This window comes from Halioglobus sp. D3-4 (assembly GCF_055809315.1).
This window is the reverse complement of record NZ_CM147907.1, coordinates 4,447,552-4,467,170: the sequence shown is the minus strand read 5'-3', so window position 1 is coordinate 4,467,170 and position 19,619 is coordinate 4,447,552. Positions and strand designations below refer to the sequence as shown.

At 57.4% G+C, this 19,619-nt stretch carries 15 protein-coding genes; 8 read left to right on the top strand and 7 right to left on the bottom strand.

Annotated elements, in window-relative coordinates; translation table 11 throughout:
• Positions 1–12 precede the first annotated feature (12 nt).
• Complete coding sequence (locus AC0L6S_RS19720; protein ID WP_473425830.1) at positions 13–2,094, bottom strand: beta-propeller domain-containing protein; 2,082 nt, start codon at positions 2,092–2,094, stop codon at positions 13–15.
• A 288-nt stretch (positions 2,095–2,382) separates the two neighbouring features.
• Between AC0L6S_RS19720 and AC0L6S_RS19715 the strand changes: the two genes are divergently transcribed.
• The 4 genes from AC0L6S_RS19715 to AC0L6S_RS19700 all read left to right on the top strand — a co-directional run bounded on the left by AC0L6S_RS19715 (position 2,383) and on the right by AC0L6S_RS19700 (position 5,737).
• Complete coding sequence (locus AC0L6S_RS19715) at positions 2,383–3,273, top strand: MipA/OmpV family protein (protein ID WP_473425829.1); 891 nt, start codon at positions 2,383–2,385, stop codon at positions 3,271–3,273.
• Positions 3,274–3,340: 67 nt separating this feature from the next.
• Complete coding sequence (locus AC0L6S_RS19710) at positions 3,341–3,739, top strand: DUF3019 domain-containing protein (protein ID WP_473425828.1); 399 nt, start codon at positions 3,341–3,343, stop codon at positions 3,737–3,739.
• Complete coding sequence (locus AC0L6S_RS19705; RefSeq protein ID WP_473425827.1) at positions 3,720–4,448, top strand: winged helix-turn-helix domain-containing protein; 729 nt, start codon at positions 3,720–3,722, stop codon at positions 4,446–4,448. Before AC0L6S_RS19710 ends, AC0L6S_RS19705 begins: the two co-directional genes overlap by 20 nt.
• A gap of 2 nt (positions 4,449–4,450) precedes the next feature.
• Complete coding sequence (locus AC0L6S_RS19700; protein ID WP_473425826.1) at positions 4,451–5,737, top strand: ATP-binding protein; 1,287 nt, start codon at positions 4,451–4,453, stop codon at positions 5,735–5,737.
• 134 nt (positions 5,738–5,871) lie between these two features.
• Here the strand turns inward: AC0L6S_RS19700 and AC0L6S_RS19695 are convergent, their stop codons facing one another.
• Positions 5,872–7,116, bottom strand: coding sequence for a hypothetical protein (locus AC0L6S_RS19695; RefSeq protein WP_473425825.1), 1,245 nt, complete (start codon positions 7,114–7,116; stop codon positions 5,872–5,874).
• Positions 7,117–7,366: 250 nt separating this feature from the next.
• Here AC0L6S_RS19695 and AC0L6S_RS19690 point away from each other — a divergent pair, with 250 nt between their 5' ends.
• Together AC0L6S_RS19690 and AC0L6S_RS19685 are read left to right on the top strand one after the other, a co-directional pair.
• Positions 7,367–8,515: a DUF819 family protein gene (locus AC0L6S_RS19690; protein ID WP_473425824.1), complete on the top strand. Its 1,149-nt coding sequence runs from the start codon at positions 7,367–7,369 to the stop codon at positions 8,513–8,515.
• Between the two features lie 23 nt (positions 8,516–8,538).
• Positions 8,539–9,975 (top strand): pyridoxal phosphate-dependent decarboxylase family protein, encoded by a 1,437-nt coding sequence (locus AC0L6S_RS19685; protein WP_473425823.1) that lies wholly within the window; start codon positions 8,539–8,541, stop codon positions 9,973–9,975.
• 32 nt (positions 9,976–10,007) lie between these two features.
• Here AC0L6S_RS19685 and AC0L6S_RS19680 read toward each other — a convergent pair whose 3' ends face one another.
• The 4 genes from AC0L6S_RS19680 to AC0L6S_RS19665 form a co-directional block, all read right to left on the bottom strand.
• Positions 10,008–11,318: an MFS transporter gene (locus AC0L6S_RS19680; protein WP_473425822.1), complete on the bottom strand. Its 1,311-nt coding sequence runs from the start codon at positions 11,316–11,318 to the stop codon at positions 10,008–10,010.
• Between the two features lie 151 nt (positions 11,319–11,469).
• The gene (locus tag AC0L6S_RS19675; RefSeq protein ID WP_473425821.1) at positions 11,470–12,987 is read right to left on the bottom strand and encodes a PhoX family protein; all 1,518 of its coding nucleotides are present in this window, start codon (positions 12,985–12,987) and stop codon (positions 11,470–11,472) included.
• Between the two features lie 139 nt (positions 12,988–13,126).
• Positions 13,127–13,591 (bottom strand): hypothetical protein, encoded by a 465-nt coding sequence (locus AC0L6S_RS19670; RefSeq protein WP_473425820.1) that lies wholly within the window; start codon positions 13,589–13,591, stop codon positions 13,127–13,129.
• 136 nt (positions 13,592–13,727) lie between these two features.
• Positions 13,728–14,702 carry a DUF1838 family protein gene (locus AC0L6S_RS19665; protein ID WP_473425819.1) on the bottom strand — a complete coding sequence of 325 codons (975 nt, stop codon included), beginning with the start codon at positions 14,700–14,702 and terminating at the stop codon, positions 13,728–13,730.
• Between the two features lie 139 nt (positions 14,703–14,841).
• On the opposite strand from AC0L6S_RS19665, the gene AC0L6S_RS19660 reads away from it, so the two are divergent.
• Entirely contained in the window at positions 14,842–15,873 is a 1,032-nt protein-coding gene (locus AC0L6S_RS19660) for a quinone oxidoreductase family protein (protein WP_473425818.1), read from the top strand.
• Between the two features lie 14 nt (positions 15,874–15,887).
• On the opposite strand, the gene AC0L6S_RS19655 is transcribed toward AC0L6S_RS19660, so the two are convergent.
• On the bottom strand, positions 15,888–17,471 hold the full coding sequence (locus AC0L6S_RS19655) for an FAD-binding oxidoreductase (protein WP_473425817.1): 1,584 nt from the start codon (positions 17,469–17,471) through the stop codon (positions 15,888–15,890).
• A 335-nt stretch (positions 17,472–17,806) separates the two neighbouring features.
• Here AC0L6S_RS19655 and AC0L6S_RS19650 point away from each other — a divergent pair, with 335 nt between their 5' ends.
• Positions 17,807–19,618: an alpha/beta hydrolase gene (locus AC0L6S_RS19650; RefSeq protein ID WP_473425816.1), complete on the top strand. Its 1,812-nt coding sequence runs from the start codon at positions 17,807–17,809 to the stop codon at positions 19,616–19,618.
• The last annotated feature ends 1 nt before the right edge of the window (position 19,619 follow it).

The window sequence follows — 19,619 nt, the reverse complement described above, 5'->3', positions numbered from 1 at the left end:
CGCAGCATGGCGCTACATACCCCAGGTTCCGGTCAGCACATCCTGTCCCAGGATGAAAAACACGGCGTCATCGTGCAGCACTGAACGGCTGTCGTAGAGGTTCTTTGCTGGCCACTGCTGGCTGTCCGAGCGCTGCTCGCTGATCAAGGTTCCGCTGCGCACCAGACTGCCGGTGGCGGTGTTCACTTCAAACAGGTACAGGCCGTCATCGCTCCAGTTGTACCAGGGGGAGCTCTGGTCCTGTTCCTCGGCGAAGCGCGATACCGGCAGCGCCAGACGCCAGATATTATCTGTCTCCAGCAGGGTCAAAGCGTGATGATCATACAGCGCCGGACTGCTGCTACCGCGACGTCCGATCGTCTCACTGGCCAGCTCAATGGGATTGTCGATATTGGTGACATTAAACAGCGCCACTTTCACTCCCTGTGGCAGTAAGGCGCCCTGCTCGACAGCCACTTCCTCCCCTACACCGAGCACCAGGTCTTCCCCCAGTGGTTGCAGCAAGGTAGAAAAGCCCGGCAGCTCCAGTTCTCCCGCAATGTATGGATCCTGCGGATTAGCGAGGTCGACCACGTAGAACGGATCGATGGTCTCAAATGTCACCAGATACGCCCTGTCATCCATAAACCGTGCGGCGTACAGATCTTCCCCCGGTTTGCCGATATGCGCCGGCCGGTCAGCATTGGGAATCTGTGCTATCGCATCCAGGCTCACACTGTTTGGGTTTTCACGCAGAACGGTGAGGAAGTGGCGACCCCGGTCGGTAATATCGTCGATCGTCTGCTGCGGATTCGCATCCTCTGGTCCGAGGTCCGGTACCGGCAAGGCGAAGCTGTCCCAGACGCTGCTCACGACACGCAGATCATCGCCGCTCTCTGACATCAGGAATGCTGGGTTATTGGTGCCGAGATAACCGGGCACAATACCGGAGCCGCGATATTCAGGATTGCCATCCTGCAGGCTAACCTTGTGGATCAGTGTCTCGTCGGCACCGCTGTGAGACGTGATGTACAGACTGTTTTGCGATACATAGAAGCCGCTGGCAAAACCATTCAGGCAGATGGAGTGGGTGTGATCCGGCGCCGCCAAATCAATCGCTGTAACCGTTATCAGGCTACCACTGACAGGCGGCAGCGATACACCCTGATACTCGATATTGGGCACATAGCAGTCAGTGGCCGATAGCAGTTCCTCAGCAAGGCCACCATCGCGCACGATATCAGGCAACAGGTCAGCGGAGGATACATCCTGCAGCAGCGCTAGGTTTGCTGCTCGCTCCTCTTCATTGCCCAAGTATGGCAACAGGCCATCGAAAACCGGCGCATAGCGAGTAACCAGATACAATACGTTATCGACGACCCTTGAAGTCAACAAACTGCCTTCTATGCGAACGGACCAAAGCGGCTCGGGGTTTGCCGCATCGTCAACGTTCCAGCTGTGCACCTGCGTCGCCAGTTCCTGCCAGTGATAGTCCAGGGCAAACATGCCCCAATTGTGGATCCGGGTGTCGCTATCCACATTGATAAGCTGCTTGCCCGCGCTGCCCTGTGAAAGATAGAGGTCTCCACTGTGGCCATTACTGTCAAATTCTATGGAAGCAACTTCAGCCACTGTCGCCGCCTCTGTATCGGTGCGGAAAAGGCGGATAGAGGCGGGGGTCGGCCCTGGCAGCAGCGAAATGCCGCTGTCAGCGGCGATCACGGGAGCCCCGCCATAGGCATCCTCAACGTTCAATACATAGAGAATTTCACCGTCGTACTTGACCCGGTCAGCCTCATCGACGCCGATTTCCTGAAGATTGGTAGTGGAAAAGTTACCGCTGTCGCTTCCGGCGGTGGGGTCTCCACCGGGACTACTGATCAGATCCGGTTGCATATCTGTGAGTGATATTCCGGCCAGCCCCTCGCGCATGGTGTCCACTATCTCTGCCTCCGACTCTACCGGTTTCAGCAGACCGAAAGTACTCTCCGGTGTGTCCGTACCTACGACTGTGCTATTGCCTCCGCCACCGCTGCAAGCGCTGAGTGCAGCGACAACTGTGATCGCACATAGTGCTGCGGGATGATGAACGGACGGGTTTCGGGTTGTAGTCATGGCCGTGCTCCTTTATGTTTCTGGCTCTGTTGTAACCAAGCTAATCGCCGCGACCGAATTATGCTGTAGAAATAATGCGTTAAAGTGTTGGTTTTTGTTAGCGGCCTCGCCGCGGCCTCGCTTACACTTTCTAACAGATTGCTAGACTTGTTAACGGACAACCTTCCAGCCCTGTGTCACCCTGTGAAAATGAACCGGCTAATCAATCTTCTGGCAGTATGCTCTGCCGCCAGTATCCTGTACCTTGTTGCCGCCTCTGCCGCGGGACAGGAGGAAGGACACAATGAAATGCAGGGCACCCCCGTGGCGTGTTTCGCATCGTCCTCCTCTGTCACGGCCGAGGACGGGGTTTCCTCCTGCGAGGAACTCTACCCACCACAAGACTTTCCTTCGCAAGACGTCGGCGCGCATTCCAGCCCCTGGCGAATTGGCTTTGGTGCCGGCTACGGCCAACGCACCAATCCCCTGATCAATTCAGACGATATTGATATCTACGGTATCGTACAGCTGTCGTATTTTGGCGATCAATTTTTCTTCGATAACGGCGATATCGGTTGGTTCATGGCCGCCGGCTCCAACTGGAGCGCAAACCTCATAGCCGGGGTGGGCGGAGAACGCAGTTTCTTTTCGGCACTGAATGACAGCCCCGTGGGTTTTGCACCCGATGGCCCCCCGGGACTCAATGGGCAGCCGGCAAACGACGACCACCATACAGAGGGGACCTACCCCGAACCCGATGCCCCGGACAGGGACTACGTCATCGATGGTGGGCTGGAAGTTCTGTACCAGTGGGGCCACAGTGAACTGCAGGTGCAACTGCTAACCGATATTAGTGACAGGAGCAATGGCCAGGAAGTGTGGGCGTCCTGGGCCCTGCCACAGCAGTGGGGGCGCTTCTCGTTTCACCCCTCTATCGGCGTGACCTGGATGAGCGCCAATACCGCGAACTATTACTATGGTGTAAAAAGCAGCGAAGCGCAGCCCGGCCTTCCCGCCTACGAGGTGAACGATTCCTTCAACTACTTTGCACGCCTGTCGATGAGCTACCAGCTGACGGAACACTGGCAGTTGGTGTCGGTACTGCAGTACGAACAGCTGGCCGATGATATCGCCGACAGTCCCTCGGTTGTCAAAGACCATGTGGCTACGAGTTTTCTGGGACTTTACTATGAGTTCTAGAGGCCGTAATTTTAGTGGCCTGAATTCGAGGCAACGGACCTCCGGGAAGCCGAGTTGCTGGCCTCTTGTGTTCAAGCGCCCGTTGCTGCCATTGTTCAGCCTTGTCCTGCTGCTGGCAACAGAAGCTGCTGCCGAGGATGAACCGGTGCTTGCTGCGCGTCCGGGCCTCTGTATTCTCAAAGACCCCCAGACACGCCAGTGCGTGATGGGCGTGGAATTGAGCTGGCGCGGCCCGGTGGGTGACTACTGTTTGTACCAGTCGTTCGTGCGCGAGCCACTGGCGTGCTGGGAGGGTGAATCTGCAGGTGAAGTGCAATCCCGCCTGGTCTCAGAACAGGATGTCACCTACTGGTTACAGGGCACACTGTCTGAGGAGCGCCTGGCCGAGGTGGTGGTGCGCGTGGTCAGTCTCGCCCAGCGCCGCCCGCAAACCCGTCGCAGGCGCCATGCCTGGACGCCGCTGTGATAAACTCGCCGAAATGAATCCACGCCGTATAATGCTGGTTGAGGACGATGTCCGGTTGGCCAATCTGGTCTCGGAATTCCTGCGTCAGAATAATTTCGACGTACAACTGGAAACCCGCGGAGACGATGCGCTCGCGCGGTTTTGCGATGACACGGATCTGGTCATTCTGGATCTGATGGTCCCCGGCATGGACGGTATGACCCTGTGCCGTGCACTGCGTGAACGCTACGCCGGCCCGATCATGATGCTCACTGCCAAGGGCGGTGATATTGATCAGGTGCTCGGTCTGGAGCTGGGTGCTGACGATTACGTGGTAAAACCGGTGGAACCCCGGGTGCTGCTGGCGCGCATCCAGGCCCTGCTGCGGCGCTTTGAGCGCTGCGCTGCTCTACCCGCTGACGAGATGAACTTTGGCGCACTGAAAATTAATCGCGCTGCCCAACAGGTCACCCTGCGCGAAGAGCCACTAGGCCTGACCACTCAGGAATTCGACCTGCTCTGCCTGCTCGCTTCCCGCCCTGGAGAGGTGTTGCCGCGTGGCGACATCTATAAGCAGCTGCGCGGCCTGGAGTACGACGGCCTGGACCGCACAGTGGATGTCTGCATATCACATTTGCGCAAAAAACTCGGTGACGATGGCGAAAGACCGCAACTGATCAAAACGGTCTGGGGCAAGGGCTACTTATTCGTCGCTGACGGCTGGCGCTAAGTATGACCCGTGCGCGCTGGATATTCCTGCGGGCCTACCTGCTGGTTGCGTTGCTTGTCGTCATTACCGGGCTGGGCCTGGAAGCACTGCTGGTCGAGCGCGACCACCAGGCACTGGTGCAGCGCGAAGCGGCATTGATCGAGGGCGCTTTTCGCTACAGTGAGACCCTGCTCAATGGTGCGGCTGAGATGGATACCACTGGGCTTGAGCAGCGTCTACAGCAGGAACTGGCACTCCCCTCCAAACTCTACCGCGTAGAAGACTTCGCCACTCTGGAAGAAGGCAACACGCAGCTAACCGCCGGTGAAACTGTCCTGCTGTATGACACCGATGATCGACCCGTCTTTTATCGTCGCCTACAGCGCTCTCCCTGGGTACTGGCGTTGGGGCCTGCGCCGGCGCTGGACAACGAGCGGGCCAAATGGGTGGTGCCGCTATTCTATGCGCTCATCGCCGTGGCCGTATACCTGTGGATACGGCCACTGACAAAGGATCTGGAAGTGCTGCGGGAATCAGCACAGGCATTTGGACAGCAGGATTTTTCCAGTCGCGTCAGTCTGCCCCAGGGTTCCTGGCTGGCGCCGTTGGCGGACGCCTTCAACAGTATGGCGCGACGCATACAGTGGCTGCTGCAATCTCACCGGGAACTGACTCACGCGGTCTCGCACGAGCTGCGCACCCCCCTGGCGCGGATGCGCTTCAGTCTGGAGATGCTGGCGGGTGCGGACGCGGCCGATCGCGAGCGCTTTCGCGATGCCATCAACAGGGATATCGAGGAACTGAATGCGCTGGTGGAGGAGATGCTGGGTTACGCGGAGCTGGAACAGGACAACTTGACACCACAGTTGCAGCCGCTGCGGCTGGAGTCCTGGCTCACAACCTACGTGACCTACTACAACAGCCATGAGCCGGCGATAGCGCTTACAATAGCCTCATTACCGAAAGACTGCATCGTTCCGGCGGACGAAAGAATGCTTACCAGGGCACTGGATAACCTGGTGGGAAATGCCCAGCGCTTCGCACGTTCGCGCATACAATTGAGCGCCCGAGTAGCCGACGGTATGTGCCACCTCCATGTTATCGACGATGGCCCCGGCATACCGCAGGATCAATGCGAGGCAGTATTGACAGCCTATGTACGCCTTGGAGCGGACAATGAAGAGACGCGCAAGGGTTTTGGTCTGGGCCTGGCCATCGTCAAACGGATTGTGGAACTGCATCGAGGCGCCATATCCATTGCCGAAGCCCCCGGGGGGGGTGCGGATATCAGCATGGACATACCGAACTAGTCACGATTACATTGGCGACAGCCACCGGTGGTCACTCTGAAACCTGAATCTGTTGCACGATACAATCGAGGCGTATGACTGCCTCAGACATTGACACTGCACTGAGATGGGCACAGCCCGCGTTGATCACTGTTTCAAGATCTCGGCGCATACCCCTGACCAGTCGTCAAACAGCTGTTTCTGGTGATATGGCGCTGCAGCGCGTCTGCCGCGATTTTGACACCAGCGGCATTCCAATGATTGTCGCCATTATCTATGGCGACGGGCTCGTAGGTACGCGCAGCAGAGCCGGAATAGGCATCAAACAACGCAATATAGTCTACACCTGCCGACTGAGCCGCATATGTGGCGATATCCGTCAGGTTTTCCGGGCGATAGCTACCACCGTGGGACTCGGAGTAGCGCGCGAGGTCAGCCGGTGTTATCAGCCCCGTATCGGCCACATCGCTCTCGGCCGGCTGTATGAGAACCACAAAGCATGCATCAAGTGCATCCGCTTTGGCTTTCGCAGCAGCAAAAACCCCCTGCAGCAGCCCCCGGGCCTGTTTAGCTGCCTCCGACTCGGGATTCAATGCAATATAGGCATCGGTCGAGTCAGCAAGCCAGGTGGTATATTCCCCCTGCAGGTATCTCTCGAACTGATGCTGAGAGCGTTGTTCCATAGAAGCGATGTAGTTGAACTTCTCCGCTTCGCTTGTGAAATCGCGGCCTGGCGTCTCCATGCCTTCCGGTTCATATTCATTAGGCGGCAGCGCGTAGAGGCCCATATTTTCCAATGCATCGCGCAGGCGCCTTGCCAACAGGTACTGTGCCGCCAGACGCTCGAGTACTCTCAGCTTGAAATCAGTCTTGTCACGATCCGTGGCGTGCAGGTTCCCAGTTGCGTCTAGTGTGAAGAGGTAATTCCTGAAAAAATCGCCGTAATCGTTATCGGCGAACACGTGGAACACGATCACCTTAGGCATCAGCCCGAGGTGATCCACTTCGTATAGCATCCGCTGCAGGCTCTGGTCCGGGCCATATCCCGGGACGCCAAAATTGGCGCTACAGATCGAGCCATCAAAGTTGTTTTCCAATTGCTCGCCCAGTGTTTTCTCGAATGGCAGAAAACTGGCAAACAGATTTGAATCGCCAAATAGCAGGACATCCGGCTGCTCGCACAGCGGGTCATCGTCGCGCACACCGGCCTCGTTAGTACGGTACTCGTGCCTGTCTCCCCAGGCATTGTGCTTTTTAATAATATTCGGCTTGGGCATGGTAAGCGCAGTCGGGTGTGACTGATACTTCACGGGGCCCTTGGATTCTTTCGATACAAACCTGAGCGCATACTCAAACCCCACCAGCACCAGTGCAAATCCGAGCAGCGTCACCGCAATCATTACTAAAGTATTTCTCAACATGCGGCGGGATTATAGGCCAGCGTAAGCAACGCATCCAGCCAGGTGCTTCCATGCTTTACGTCGTGGAGATCAGGCAAACAGCGTACATCGGAGGTCAGCCGGAGCGTGGTTGCAGCCACTCTTCATATGGCCCTGTCTGAATACCATTGCACCACGTCCAAGTCCGCTCAATATTTGCCGCAGCCAGAAAAATGCGTATGCTGACGCTTCATCCCAACACAGAATAACAATGCAGATTCTCTTTACCGCCGTATTCCTGTTGGCGCCGGCGCTGCTTATCTGGCTGGCCCACCACCAGCGCTGGGCCGCCCGGGTAGGTGTCATCGTGCTCTGTTATATGCTGGGCCTGATACTCGGGAACTCCGGTGTTATACCCGCACAGGCGCAGACTGTTCAGCAGGGCGTGTCGGAGGTCACCATCGCCCTGGCCCTGCCACTATTGCTATTCACTCTGGATATCCGACAGTGGTCAAAGGTTGCCGGCAAGGCGCTGCTGTCGATGGTTCTCGCCAATGTGGTCGTGTTCTGCCTCGCTGTGTTGCTCTATTTTGCGTACCGGGAAGGCGACCCCGAGGTGGCTGCTAATCTCGCCGCGATGTCGGTAGGCGTCTACACCGGCGGCACACCGAACCTGGCAGCCATCAGGACCGGGCTGGACATCCCCAACACGCAGTACCTCGTGTTTCACAGCATGGACACACTGATCGGCACAATCTACTTTCTGTTCATGCTGACCATTGGGGTACCCCTGTTCCGCACCCTGTTATCGCGCAATACTCCCGCAGCAGCTGATCCACAACATCCACAACCGGTTGACGAGGATGATTATCGCCCCCTGCTCCGTCGGGCCAGTCTGGGCCAGGTGGTATCGGCCCTGCTACTTGGTGCGCTGGTGGTAGGGGCATCCCTGGGATTGTCGCAATTACTCTCAGCTGGCGAAGAGCGCAACAGCGCTGTGTTGATTGTTGTCCTGACCACGCTGGGCATCGCGCTGTCGCTGCACCACCGGGTGCGCGGGCTGACGCTGTCCTATCGCCTGGGCATGTACCTTATTTATGTATTCTGTATCGCCGTTTCGTCCATGGTGAGTTTCGATGAGTTGCTGCAACTGGACAGCACCGTCGTCGTATTCCTGCTGGTGACGGTCTTCGCCGGGTTGGTGCTGCACGCACTGCTATGTCGGCTGACAGGCGTCGACAGCGACACCTTCATGGTAACCTCTGTGGCTGCCGTCGGCAGCCCGCCCTTTGTGCCGCTGATGGCCAGGGCACTCAATAATCCGGGCACCATTCTTGTGGGAATGACAACCGGCGTCATCGGCTACGCCCTGGGCAGTTACCTCGGTATCAGCCTCGGTTTGTACCTGCGCAGCCTGTGAACCAACGTTTGGGAGAACATACAATGCACAAACCAATGCCAGACCACGGCGCTGCCAGTGCCGATATCCTGCAGCAACTGGAGGCGTTCAAGGAGCGCGATCCGCGCTACAAGGAGGGCAAGGTATGGAGCCTTGTGTACTACCTCAACGAGGACCATTCGAGTTTTCTCAAAGATGCCTATCACCTGTTCGCCTCCGAGAATGGTTTGAACCCGGGGGCCTTCAAGAGCCTGAAAAAAATTGAATCGGAAGTGATCAGCGCCACGGCGGATATCCTGCACGGCACCGAGGATGTGTGTGGTGTGGTCACCTCCGGCGGCACCGAGAGCTGTCTAATGGCGGTAAAAACCTACCGCGACATGGCGCGCGATCAGCGCCGCGTGAAGAAACCGGAAATGATCATCTCCGAAACCGCTCACGTGGCATGGTTCAAGGCTTCCGAATATTTCAACGTGAAAATTCGCCTGGTGCCGCTGAAGCCGGATTTCACGCCCGATCTCGACAAACTGCGCAGCCTGATCAATCGGAATACCGTGATGATACTGGGCAGTGCCCCGGAATATCCTCACGGCACAATCGATCCCATCGGGGCGATGGGCGAGATCGCCCAATCGAAAAATATCCCGCTACACGTGGATGCTTGCGTAGGAGGATTTATCCTGCCATTTATGGAAATGAATGGCGAAACCTTGCCAGCCTGGGACTACCGGGTGCCTGGCGTAACGTCCATCTCCGCAGACATTCATAAGTATGGCTACGCTGCCAAAGGCGCCTCTACCATCACCTACCGCAATCTGGATTACCTGCGCTACCAGATGTTCGTCTACCAGAATTGGCCCGGCGGTGTGTTTGCATCCTCAGCGTTGCTGGGGACACGCCCCGGTGGCGGGTACGCCGCGGCCTGGGGGGCGCTGCAGTATTTTGGCAAGGACGGTTACCGCAAGCTGGCCGCTGACACCCTGCAGGCCGTGAATCAATTGAAAGCTGGCATCGAGGGCATCCCTGAACTTGAGGTGATGGGCAGGCCACAGGGACCGCTGTTCTCCTTTCGCTCCAGCGATGCGAGCCTCAACATTTACGCGGTGGGCGACCAGATGGACGCGCGTGGCTGGCAGGTCAACCGCAACCAGTACCCCCCCGGCCTGCATGCAATGGTGACGGCACAGCATCTGGCCGTGGTAGAGGATTACCTGGCAGACCTGCGCGAATCCGTGGCTGCGGTGAAGGCGGATCCTGAACTGGCCAAACAAGGCGGCGCCGCCACCTATGGCATGCTCGCACACGTGCCCCTGCGGGGCATGGTCAAAAAGAAAGTGCTGGAGATGTACTCCGAACAATACCGCGCCGGTGGCGCCGAACTGGATCTCGCCGGCGCGGCAGATGAGGGTATTGGGGGTGGCAAACCCGGCCTGCTGGATCGCATCGTAAGCTGGTATGTGCAGCGTAAATCGCGGAAGTAGCGCCAGAGGTGCCCCGGCGCCATCGATATCATTTACGTGTTAATGGCCGGACGCTTTGCGCGCAACGCTATCACCATAACCAGCACCGGGAACACCAGTGAGAGATACAGACTGGCGTCATATGAGCCCAGCCATTCTCTGGACTTGGCCAGCACATAAGGGCCGAAGGCGCTGCCGATGACCATGGCGCTCATCACCTTACCGGACAAGTCGCCGATATGCTTGCGACCAAAATAATAGGGCATTGCGACATTGGCAATTGGGCCGAAGCAGCCACCGCTCAATCCCATACCAATAACAGCCATCCAGTAACCGAGGGTTGAGTCCAGGTGAGCGAAGGCCGCATAGGCGATAAACTGACCGACTGCCATGGTGATAACCAGCCACTTCATATTCACCCTGTCTGCAAGGTATCCCACAGTGAGACCAAGGACTGTCGAGATTATCGTCTGTGGAATGAAGATCGCCAACGACGCTGCCTTGCTCAGTCCCTGCGACGCACCCAGATCGACAATATGAAACGTAATTCCGGTCACCACCATGCCGTGTACGCTCAACACCAGGGTCACTGACCAAAACGCGGCGCTGCGCCTGGCATAGGCCCAGTCATAGCAGCGCTCGGCTATTGTGGTCGCCTCGCTTTCATCGTCCGAGGGCTGGGCTCCATCCATCAGCAGGCCACATTCTTCCGGGTTATCGCGGAAAAACAGGTATCCGACACCGGCCATAACGGTGGCGATAACCACCCCCATACCCCACCACAGCTCGCGCCAGCCCCACTGGTCCACACCCGCACTCAATACCGTGGGCGCCATCCCGAAACCCAGAGCGATGGCGACCCCCGATATACCCCCGACCAGACCGCGGCGCTTTTCGAACCACTTGGCCAACATGTTGCGGCTGGTGACGGTTACCATGCCCTGCCCGGTGAAGCGCAATACAAAGAATCCTGCGCCCATCACCACGATGGCCAGCCAGGTCTGCTCCCACTGCGCCATCGCGGCCGTCACAGGTAGGTGAATATAGCTGAGCCCAATGAGCGTGAGCCCGAGGCCAAAGCAGGAGTAAACCATCAGACGCCGCGCACCGTAGCGGTCGTAGAGCTTGCCGCCATAGGGCATCAGCAAGCCGCTGGCCAGAGTTCCCCAAAAATAGGCTTGCGCGAGTTGGCTGCGCGTCAATCCGGTGGCGGTGATCAGCGATTCAGTAAAGGCGCTCACACCAATCGTTTGCCCCGGAATGCTCACCAGCATTCCCAGAGTGCTGAACAACAGCACCCACCACCCGTAGAAGAAGGGCAGGCGCTTTGGTGAGAACGGCTTGTGGGGATCGAAGAGCGACATCAGCGGCGTACTATATTACATTCAGGCGATGGAACCCGCAGTTATCCAGAGAAAACTGTTTTCGGCTCTACGTTTTTAACACGGATTACATCGCATGCGGTCTATACAATTGCGAGTAGCGTCCACACGTGCCCGCAGAATGCTATGCGGCCTAGAACGGCCCTCTCGCCCAGGGACCTGTGATGGCCAGAGTGACTCCCGGAGTCTGAATATTGACATACAGGTACTCCCCGGCCGGATCAAAACAGGCGCCGGCCCACTCACTTCCACGGTAGTCACCTGAAAGAATGGCCGGATGCCCTGACAAGTTCGACTCCAGCACGATATTGTTCTCGGCAAAGACGAATGACCCGCCATCCTGTGCAATACCGAGCAAGCGCGTACCACCGACCAGCCTATCATCCTCACTGCGGCCACCACCGTCCTCGCACACGAGCAAACCGCCGCGGGGCGACACTGTAATGTTGTCGGGATTGTCGGCCGTCGCCTCATCCGGGGAGACAAAAAGGGCGGTGATAGTTTCTTCACCGGGGATATACGCCCATACGGTTCCCTTGCCCGCTTCTCCGCCGGACGTATCGACGCAATAGACCACGCCATCCTGATACCAACAGCCCTCACCGCGACGAAAACTGGCGCCGCCGTTTGCCTGCCCCTGCAGGAAAGGACCAGAGCGCCCCTCGCCCTGGATAGCTGGAAAGCCGGGAAGGGGCGCTATCAACGCCTCCGGCGATGCCACCGGGTCGGGCACATCCACCCAGTGAACGGGGAAAGAATCACCCTGCATGGCCAGCCCGAGATCGATACCGGGCTGACTGGACACGGCCAGCATCTGCAGCCTGCCTCCGCGCTCCAGTGACCCCAATTGTTGACTAGCATCGTTCGGTGTATAGCGATAGAAGCCGGACAGCGGCCTGTTATCTTCCGTCAGGTAAACGCGGGAATCCCGCGGATCAACCGCAACGGCTTCATGAGCCATCAACCCCATATCCACAATGGGCACGGCAGAGGCCGGCCCTAGTGCCGGATCGGGCACCTCAAACACAAAGCCGTGATCCCTGGCGCCCAGAATACTGCCTAGCGTGATAGTTTCCTCACAGCTTAACCAACTCCCCCAGGGCGTGGCTCCGCCGGCACAGTTCGCGATAGTGCCCCCCAGCGTGGCGCGATCATCAATGAGTTGCCCGCCGCGCATTCTCAGTGCAGTGGTACCACCACCGAGCCCGGCCAGCACCCCCGGAAACACCAAATCGTCGTAAATCGGGGCAATGCCATCGCCAATCACGGGTAGGGGCGTACCGGGTGTTACGACGCTGCGCTCATGGTTGCGTATCAGTACGCACTCTCCTGATGAACCGCCCTGCCCACTGACCACAGCCATGCCGTCGTGCCGGTCGGGCGTAAGTGTGCCGTCGCTCATGGTATCGCCTGTCCAGCCGAAGGAACGGTAGGTGAAACCCTCCGGCAGCCGCAGCAGCGGTAGCCCCGTCGCACTGTCCGAAACGGGTGACAACGGGCCATACGAGGAGGCGCCCGTTTGCGCGAGGCGATTATCGCTGCCGTCGCTACAGGCCTGTAGAATGGGAGCCAGCGAGATGGCGACTGCAGATTTACTGGCGCCGGCGAGAAACTTACGACGGCAAAGCGATTGTGGGTAGAGCTTGCTCATGGTGACTGACCCCGCTTGAAAATGACCAGTATAGAAGCCGCTTGTTACTGCTAGATGACTTCCCGGTATCGTGTGGCGTCTTGTACTAACCCAGATCAGGCCGGGGTTTATCCATGCAATTCGGCAACAGCAAACGCTGTCACCCTTTAACAACCTCCCGATTGACAAACGCCACAAACTCGCTGTCCAGCATATTGCTGCCCTGGGATGCCCACCAGGCCTTACCGCCAGGACGACTCAGGTAGAAGCCGATATTTTTCCTGATCATCGGCCACCAGTAATCTTTCTGGCGTCGCGATTTATTGAAATGGTAGGCTTCCTGGAAATCCAGGAACATACCGTACATGTAGGAACCAAACCGCCACCTTTCCTCCCGCGTGACCTGATCCGGATCGTCCATTGCACGGATATAGATATCCATCAGGCCGGATGTGCCCGCAATGAACTTTGAATTGTCCATATTCCGATCGGTCTGGTTTCTGAGAATCGTCTCACGTGACATCGCCGTATTCTGCCTTACCTGTATAGCCAGATAGATCAAGGTGATCAATACCGCGATACCGGCTACCGTTTCCGCTATCGCACCTAAAGCCTCCCAATTCATACGCTTTCTCCACTATGGAATAGCAAAATCATTCTTAGCCAGCATAACCCTTGCGCCCGGAAGTGCAAAAAAATGGCCACAGCCCGGGACGGCCCGGCTTTTGATATCGCAGGGAGGCAAATACAAGCGAAGCGTACTATACCTCCGGTGGGACGTCTCGCGCATAGGCCTCCCAGGTACCCATGGGGGATCCGTCATCCCAGTCGGTGCACGCCTCCAGAAATTCCGGATGATACTTTTCAGTATAGGCCAGAACTTTCGGCGATATATCATCCAAACCACTGTTCGTCTTTATCGAGTGCATACGGCCGAAAATATGCCCTTTGACACCGCTGTTACCCATGCGCATCCAGGGCCACCACGGCCCGGTGCGTGAAAAGCCACAGCGGTAATCGGCCGACAGAGTAGCGCGATCCGCTAACTGCCTGTAGCTGCCAAAGAAGGTGAAATGTTCCGAGGGGTTAATAATCTCGCCGGTAGATGCTTTCGGCCATTTTGCGGGATCAACCGGGTTGCGGTACTGATGCGTGTAATCCCACTCCAACAGGACGTTATCGTGGATACGGCGCCACGGTAGAATAAAGGGGTAGTCGCCATTTTCATCGACAATCGCAGTACCTTCATTCATCAGCGTTGGCGAATCGCCCTCCTCCCCCATCGCAAACTTCGGCATCATCGGCGTCACTTCACCGCGAATACGGTCATTGAGGAAATTGAAAACCTCCACCGTCTCACCTGTCCAGGGATTATCCCAGGTTTGCAGAATATCCCCTGTCGCAAGGTCAGAAAAATAGCCTACTTCCTTGCCGCGCAAACGTACGTTGCCAGTGGGCATAATCTTCGCCTGAAACCCGCCAAACCCGCAGTAGCGAAAAAGCGGCTTCAGGCGTTGATCACCAATCATCGCAAACAGCACGCCATCAAAAGCCGGAAAGCACGGTGTCTCCTGATAAGACGCCCACAATTTTCCAAACGCATACAGGTTGTCGTAGGGGTCAGAAAAATCCAGATCGGTTGCGCCTGTCGTGCGCCTGCCACTGCCACCACCACCGACATCGGCGGTGTGTGGTGATAAGCAACAACCTCGAATGAGATCAGGCAAAACCGACATAAGCACTCCAGCAAGCGTTTCAACTGCACAAGCGCAGGGTATCAGGATACAACCGCAGTAAACGATAAAATGTTATATTGATATGACATTAAGTCGGAAGCCACCCCTATTGCAACCATAGCTTGATCGGAGAATACACATGACGACGAGTCACCGCTGGCAGTTCGATGCCTACAACCAACCTGTCGAAGCGCTGGCATGGCGTCCGCACGAACTGGCCGACCCCGGCCCCGGCGAGGTATTGCTGAAGATTCTCGCGGTGGGCATGAATCGCTCTGAATTCAACTATGTGCAGGGAAAATACGCACCCGCACGCGCCTTTCCCAGTGGCATCGGCCAGGAAGCCGTTGGCGAAATACTCGCGATCGGCCCGACCTCCGCGGATGGCCCCCTGCCCCATGGCACAACTCCGCTCACGGTTGGGTCTCGGGTCGCGCTGTTACCCGGGCGAGTTGATATGTGTGCCATGGGCACCTATCGCGATGTGGGTATTTTTGATCAGGCCGCGCTTGCGCCGGTTCCAGAAACCTATACCGATACAGAAGCCGCGGGTTTGTGGATGGGTGTACTCACCATGGCTGGCGCGCTTGAACTGGCGGGTATAACACCGGACTCAGCAGAAGGGAAAACCGTACTGATTACAGCAGCCAGCTCGAGCATGGGTGTGATTGCATTAAAACTTGCCAGAGCCTGGGGCGCCACCACCATCGCGACCAGCCGCAGTGCCGCCAAGGCCGAACAGCTGGCGACCTTAAGTGATCGCGCCATTGTCGCCAGCGACAGTGATTCATTGATCAGGGAAGTCGCCGGGGCTACCGGCAAAAAAGGTTTCGACGTTGCGCTGGACCCCGTGGGGCAAGCCTTCTACCCGGGGCTGATTGAAAGCGCCGCTGTCGGCGCGAATATCATCAGCTATGAAATGATCACCGGCCGCGAACCCGTGTTACCTATCGCGCTAATGATGATGAAAGACTTGAGCTTTCGCGGCTATACCATATTCCGGCCCTACCGCATTCCCGGTTTACTCACGCAGATCATCGATTGGGGCATGACGTATGCCGAGCAGATCAAACCGATAATCGCCGGCACCCACCCCTTGGGCAACGCTCCGCAAGTACTGGACGAACTGGGCCGGTGTGACCACCTGGGCAAGCTGGTGTTGGTGCCGTAGAAAAAGCTGTCAGTTCAGCTCAGGCCCAGAACGCCGGGGTTGATCCGGTTGTCGGGGTCCAGTGCGGTTTTAATCGCCTGCAACAACAACCCCGGCGCCGCCTCCAGCGCCCCGCAGAAATGGTAGCTGCGCCCAATCTGCAAATGTGCCGCGCCGAGCTCGCTGAATAAATCGGCGAGTTCCTGCCGGATAACGGCCACCGCTTCGCGGGCGTCAGGGTTCAATGCCAACTTGGGTACGCGGCGATAGAAATCAGCCTCCACACTGGCGCGGTGCAACGCATCAACACTGTCGGGCCAGAAAAACAGTGGCTCCACCGCGATGCAGGAACCGGCCACTGCGTTATACAGAAAACCGGTGCGGATGTTGAACTGCTCTATGATCCGCTCGTGCTTCGCAAAGATATCGAGCACCGCAGTGGTGGCCTGCTCTGCACGGGACAGCGGCAACAAACCGTGCACCGGGGCCCAGCGCTCACCACCCGGTCCGATCATATTATTGACGGGACCGAAGGGATTGGCGCGCATTATCCTGGGGATGGCATTGGAGACTTCAGAGCCGCCGTTGGCCACAGCCAGCGAGCGTATTTGCTCAACGCTCTCAGCCACCGCAGACGTGTTCTTTTCCTCGACAATCACGTGTAATGGCCACGCCAGATCTTTCATGAAACGGCGCCCCCCCTTGAGGATATTGAGCGTATCACTGGCGGCCTGCTTCAGGGAACCGGCCTTGGCCACTACATTACCGAGACTTCTGGCATCAGCCATCAGCGAATCGCGCTGCGCGCGCATCTCGGTCAACAACGGATCGAATCCGAAGCACTCGCTGGCCAGTCCTCGACGGGTGATCTCGGCCATAGTGTCAAGCAGACCCGGGTAGCTGCCAAAATCGAAAGAGAGATAGCCCTGCTCACAGGTCGCGGGCATCAACTTTAGCGTGACTGTTGCCTTCAACCCCAGCGCACCGCAGTCACTGCAGAACAGCCCCGTCAGGTCGGGGCCAAAATGACGAAAGAAAGGCCCGGCATTGCGCTGCGCGGCCGAGCCGGTGCGCAAAACCTCACCATTGGCCAATATAACCTCCATGCTGACGACAGAATCGGCTGAACAGCCATATCTGGAGCCACCCCAGAAAATACTGTTCTGCGAAACGCTGCCACCGACTGTAGCGTAGCGGCCGGAGAGAGGCCCCCAATAGGGTGTTCGCAGGTTCTGCTTACTGAGCGCATCGTGCAGTGCGCGCCATGTACAACCTGCCTGCACGGTGACCGTCATATCGGCAGCGTTGATCTCCAGCACTGCGTTCATTCGCCGTGTACAGACCATCACCACGCCGGCTCGTGTCTGTGTATAACCGCGCGTATAAGACATTCCCCCGCCACGGGCGACCAGACAGATATCCAGCTCCTCTGCCAGTTTGGCCAGAGCAGCCAACTGCCCGGTATCAGCGGGCCGCACCACCGCAGCGACAGGTTCGCCAGCCTTCCAGATATCCTGAGAGTAAATCTCCACTACCGCAGCATCGGTAAGAACGTGCTCCGAGCCCAACAGCGTCTCGAGTTGGCTAATGAGGTTATCGGGTAGTTGTAAAGTGTTCATCGGATGATTTTGCCACAAGCCGGGTGATTCCAAGCGCGTAACACTGCCACGCTCAGGGTGTAAAAACGCCCCGCAGGTTATACCATTAAGTACCGCCCGAAGGGTTCGCAGCCCAATAGTATCTCTCTGTAATTCGGTCACCGAACTTGACAATAATCAATACTTTGACCGCGCGGGTCTGACAGGCTGAAGCAGAGTCCAGTCCAGCTCACGGATCACCGACAGACTGTCTCATACTTGGCAGATTGTGAAAATCTGGACGTTTTCGGCCCGGTCTTCCCAGAGGAACACCTTAACGCCATTTGAAGTAATCAGGGAGCAGCCCAGCTGGCACCATGAACGAAGAACATACACGCATTACCAGACGGCAACGACCCGCCTTATCTTACGTTGCCATGGCTTTGTTTCTGGGCGCCGGGACGCTGAATGCAGCGCCCACATTAGCGGCGTACCCGGATACTGACGGCGTCGGCTCCTGCAGCTTCGTCAACCCGTTTGCCCGCACGTCAGATTGTATCCAGTACACCGGTGAAAACTGGACTGAAAACACGGCCCGGGAAAACTGCGGTGACCTGTTTACCGTTCCCTACGAGTTCCAGTTTTCACTGGGCGGAGTCTGTTCTGTACCGAATCACGTGGCAGATTGCGTCGAGGATATCGGCACCGCAGATGAAAAGGTCAACCTGAACAATGCGACCGACCCCGCATTCTGCAGCTCGCTACTGGCAATTTGTAATTCTGTGCTCGCCGGTGACTACTTCCCGGTCAATGGCGGTATTTGCGACACCGGCCCACCTGTTCCCGGCTGTGAGGATCTCGAGCCCGAAGCCTGTGCGGCCATGGAAAGCAATGAATTGGTCGAGGTGATACTGGAAGACGCCTATATCGGTTTTGCACCTCTGGGCAACAGTACAAAAGATACCGGCATGATCTTCTTCCCCGGTGGTGGCGTGGCACCGCAGGCGTATGCCCCTCTGGCACAACAACTCGCGCAAGCAGGCATCTACACCGCTGTTTTAAATGGCCCTGACGCCACAGAAGTCGACAGCGTGATCGACGCGCCGGGGAATGCCAGCCTACAACACTGGGCACTCGCCGGGCACAGCCTGGGCGGTGTGGTTGCGGCGAAGTACATCCTCGACAATCCCGGCGGAATCGCAGGGCTGGGCCTGCTCGCCAGTTTTCCCCAGAGCGTGGATGACCTCAGCAGCCTGGATATTAAAGCGGTGACAATCTTTGGTAGCAACGACCTGATCGCGACTCCAGCGGAGGTATTGGCGGCCATTGGCCAAATGCCAAGCGATACAGTCTACGCGAAAATCCGCGGCGGCAATCACGCACAGTTCGGCTACTACGAACAAACGGACGCTGACGGCGATGCAGACACCTCTGCCGAGAAACAGCTGGAACTGAGCGCAGCGGCGTTGCGACACCTCGTCAGCAGGATAGAGGCCGCACAGCACACGCCGCTGGAGACAGCCGGCAGGCAGGGCCTTAATCACCTGACCGTAGAACAGGGAGCCTTTAATGACTTCCTCAATGCATCTGGCTTTGGCGAGAACGGGATACCGGCAGACAATATTGCGGTGCAACGCACGGCCGGGCGCGACGAGTTCGTCGATGCCAAGGCTTCGCTGTCACCGGGCGATAAGCCGGAAATTTTGATCAATCAATATATCAATCAGACCGGGAACCCGGAGCAACTTGAATTCCCACCCATCTACGACGGAGAGCTGCAGTCCAAGTTCATCACGCAGGACGCGCTGAGTGAAGAGTTGGGGCTGGTGGCTCAATCTCCCCAGGGAAGCTGTGCAGACGCCAATCGCGACAACCACAGTCGCACACTCGTGTGGCTGGAAGAGGCTGAATTATTGAGCGAGGACGATCTGGCAAAACTGGCACTTTGGGTCTGGAATTATGCACCGGATGTCCTGTTCCCCACCGGACCTGAATTTATTGCCGACCCGGAGTCTACAGTGAAGCTTGAAATAGACGCGGAGCAGATGAAGGTGACCGTCCAGTCGCCGTCATTTTTTGCCGATCTGGATCCCAGCAACGGTGCAGCAGCAGGTCGGCAGTATTGCAAAACCCTCAGCTATGAGCGTTTATACCTGACATTCCTCGAACTGATCCAGACGACACCCTAGA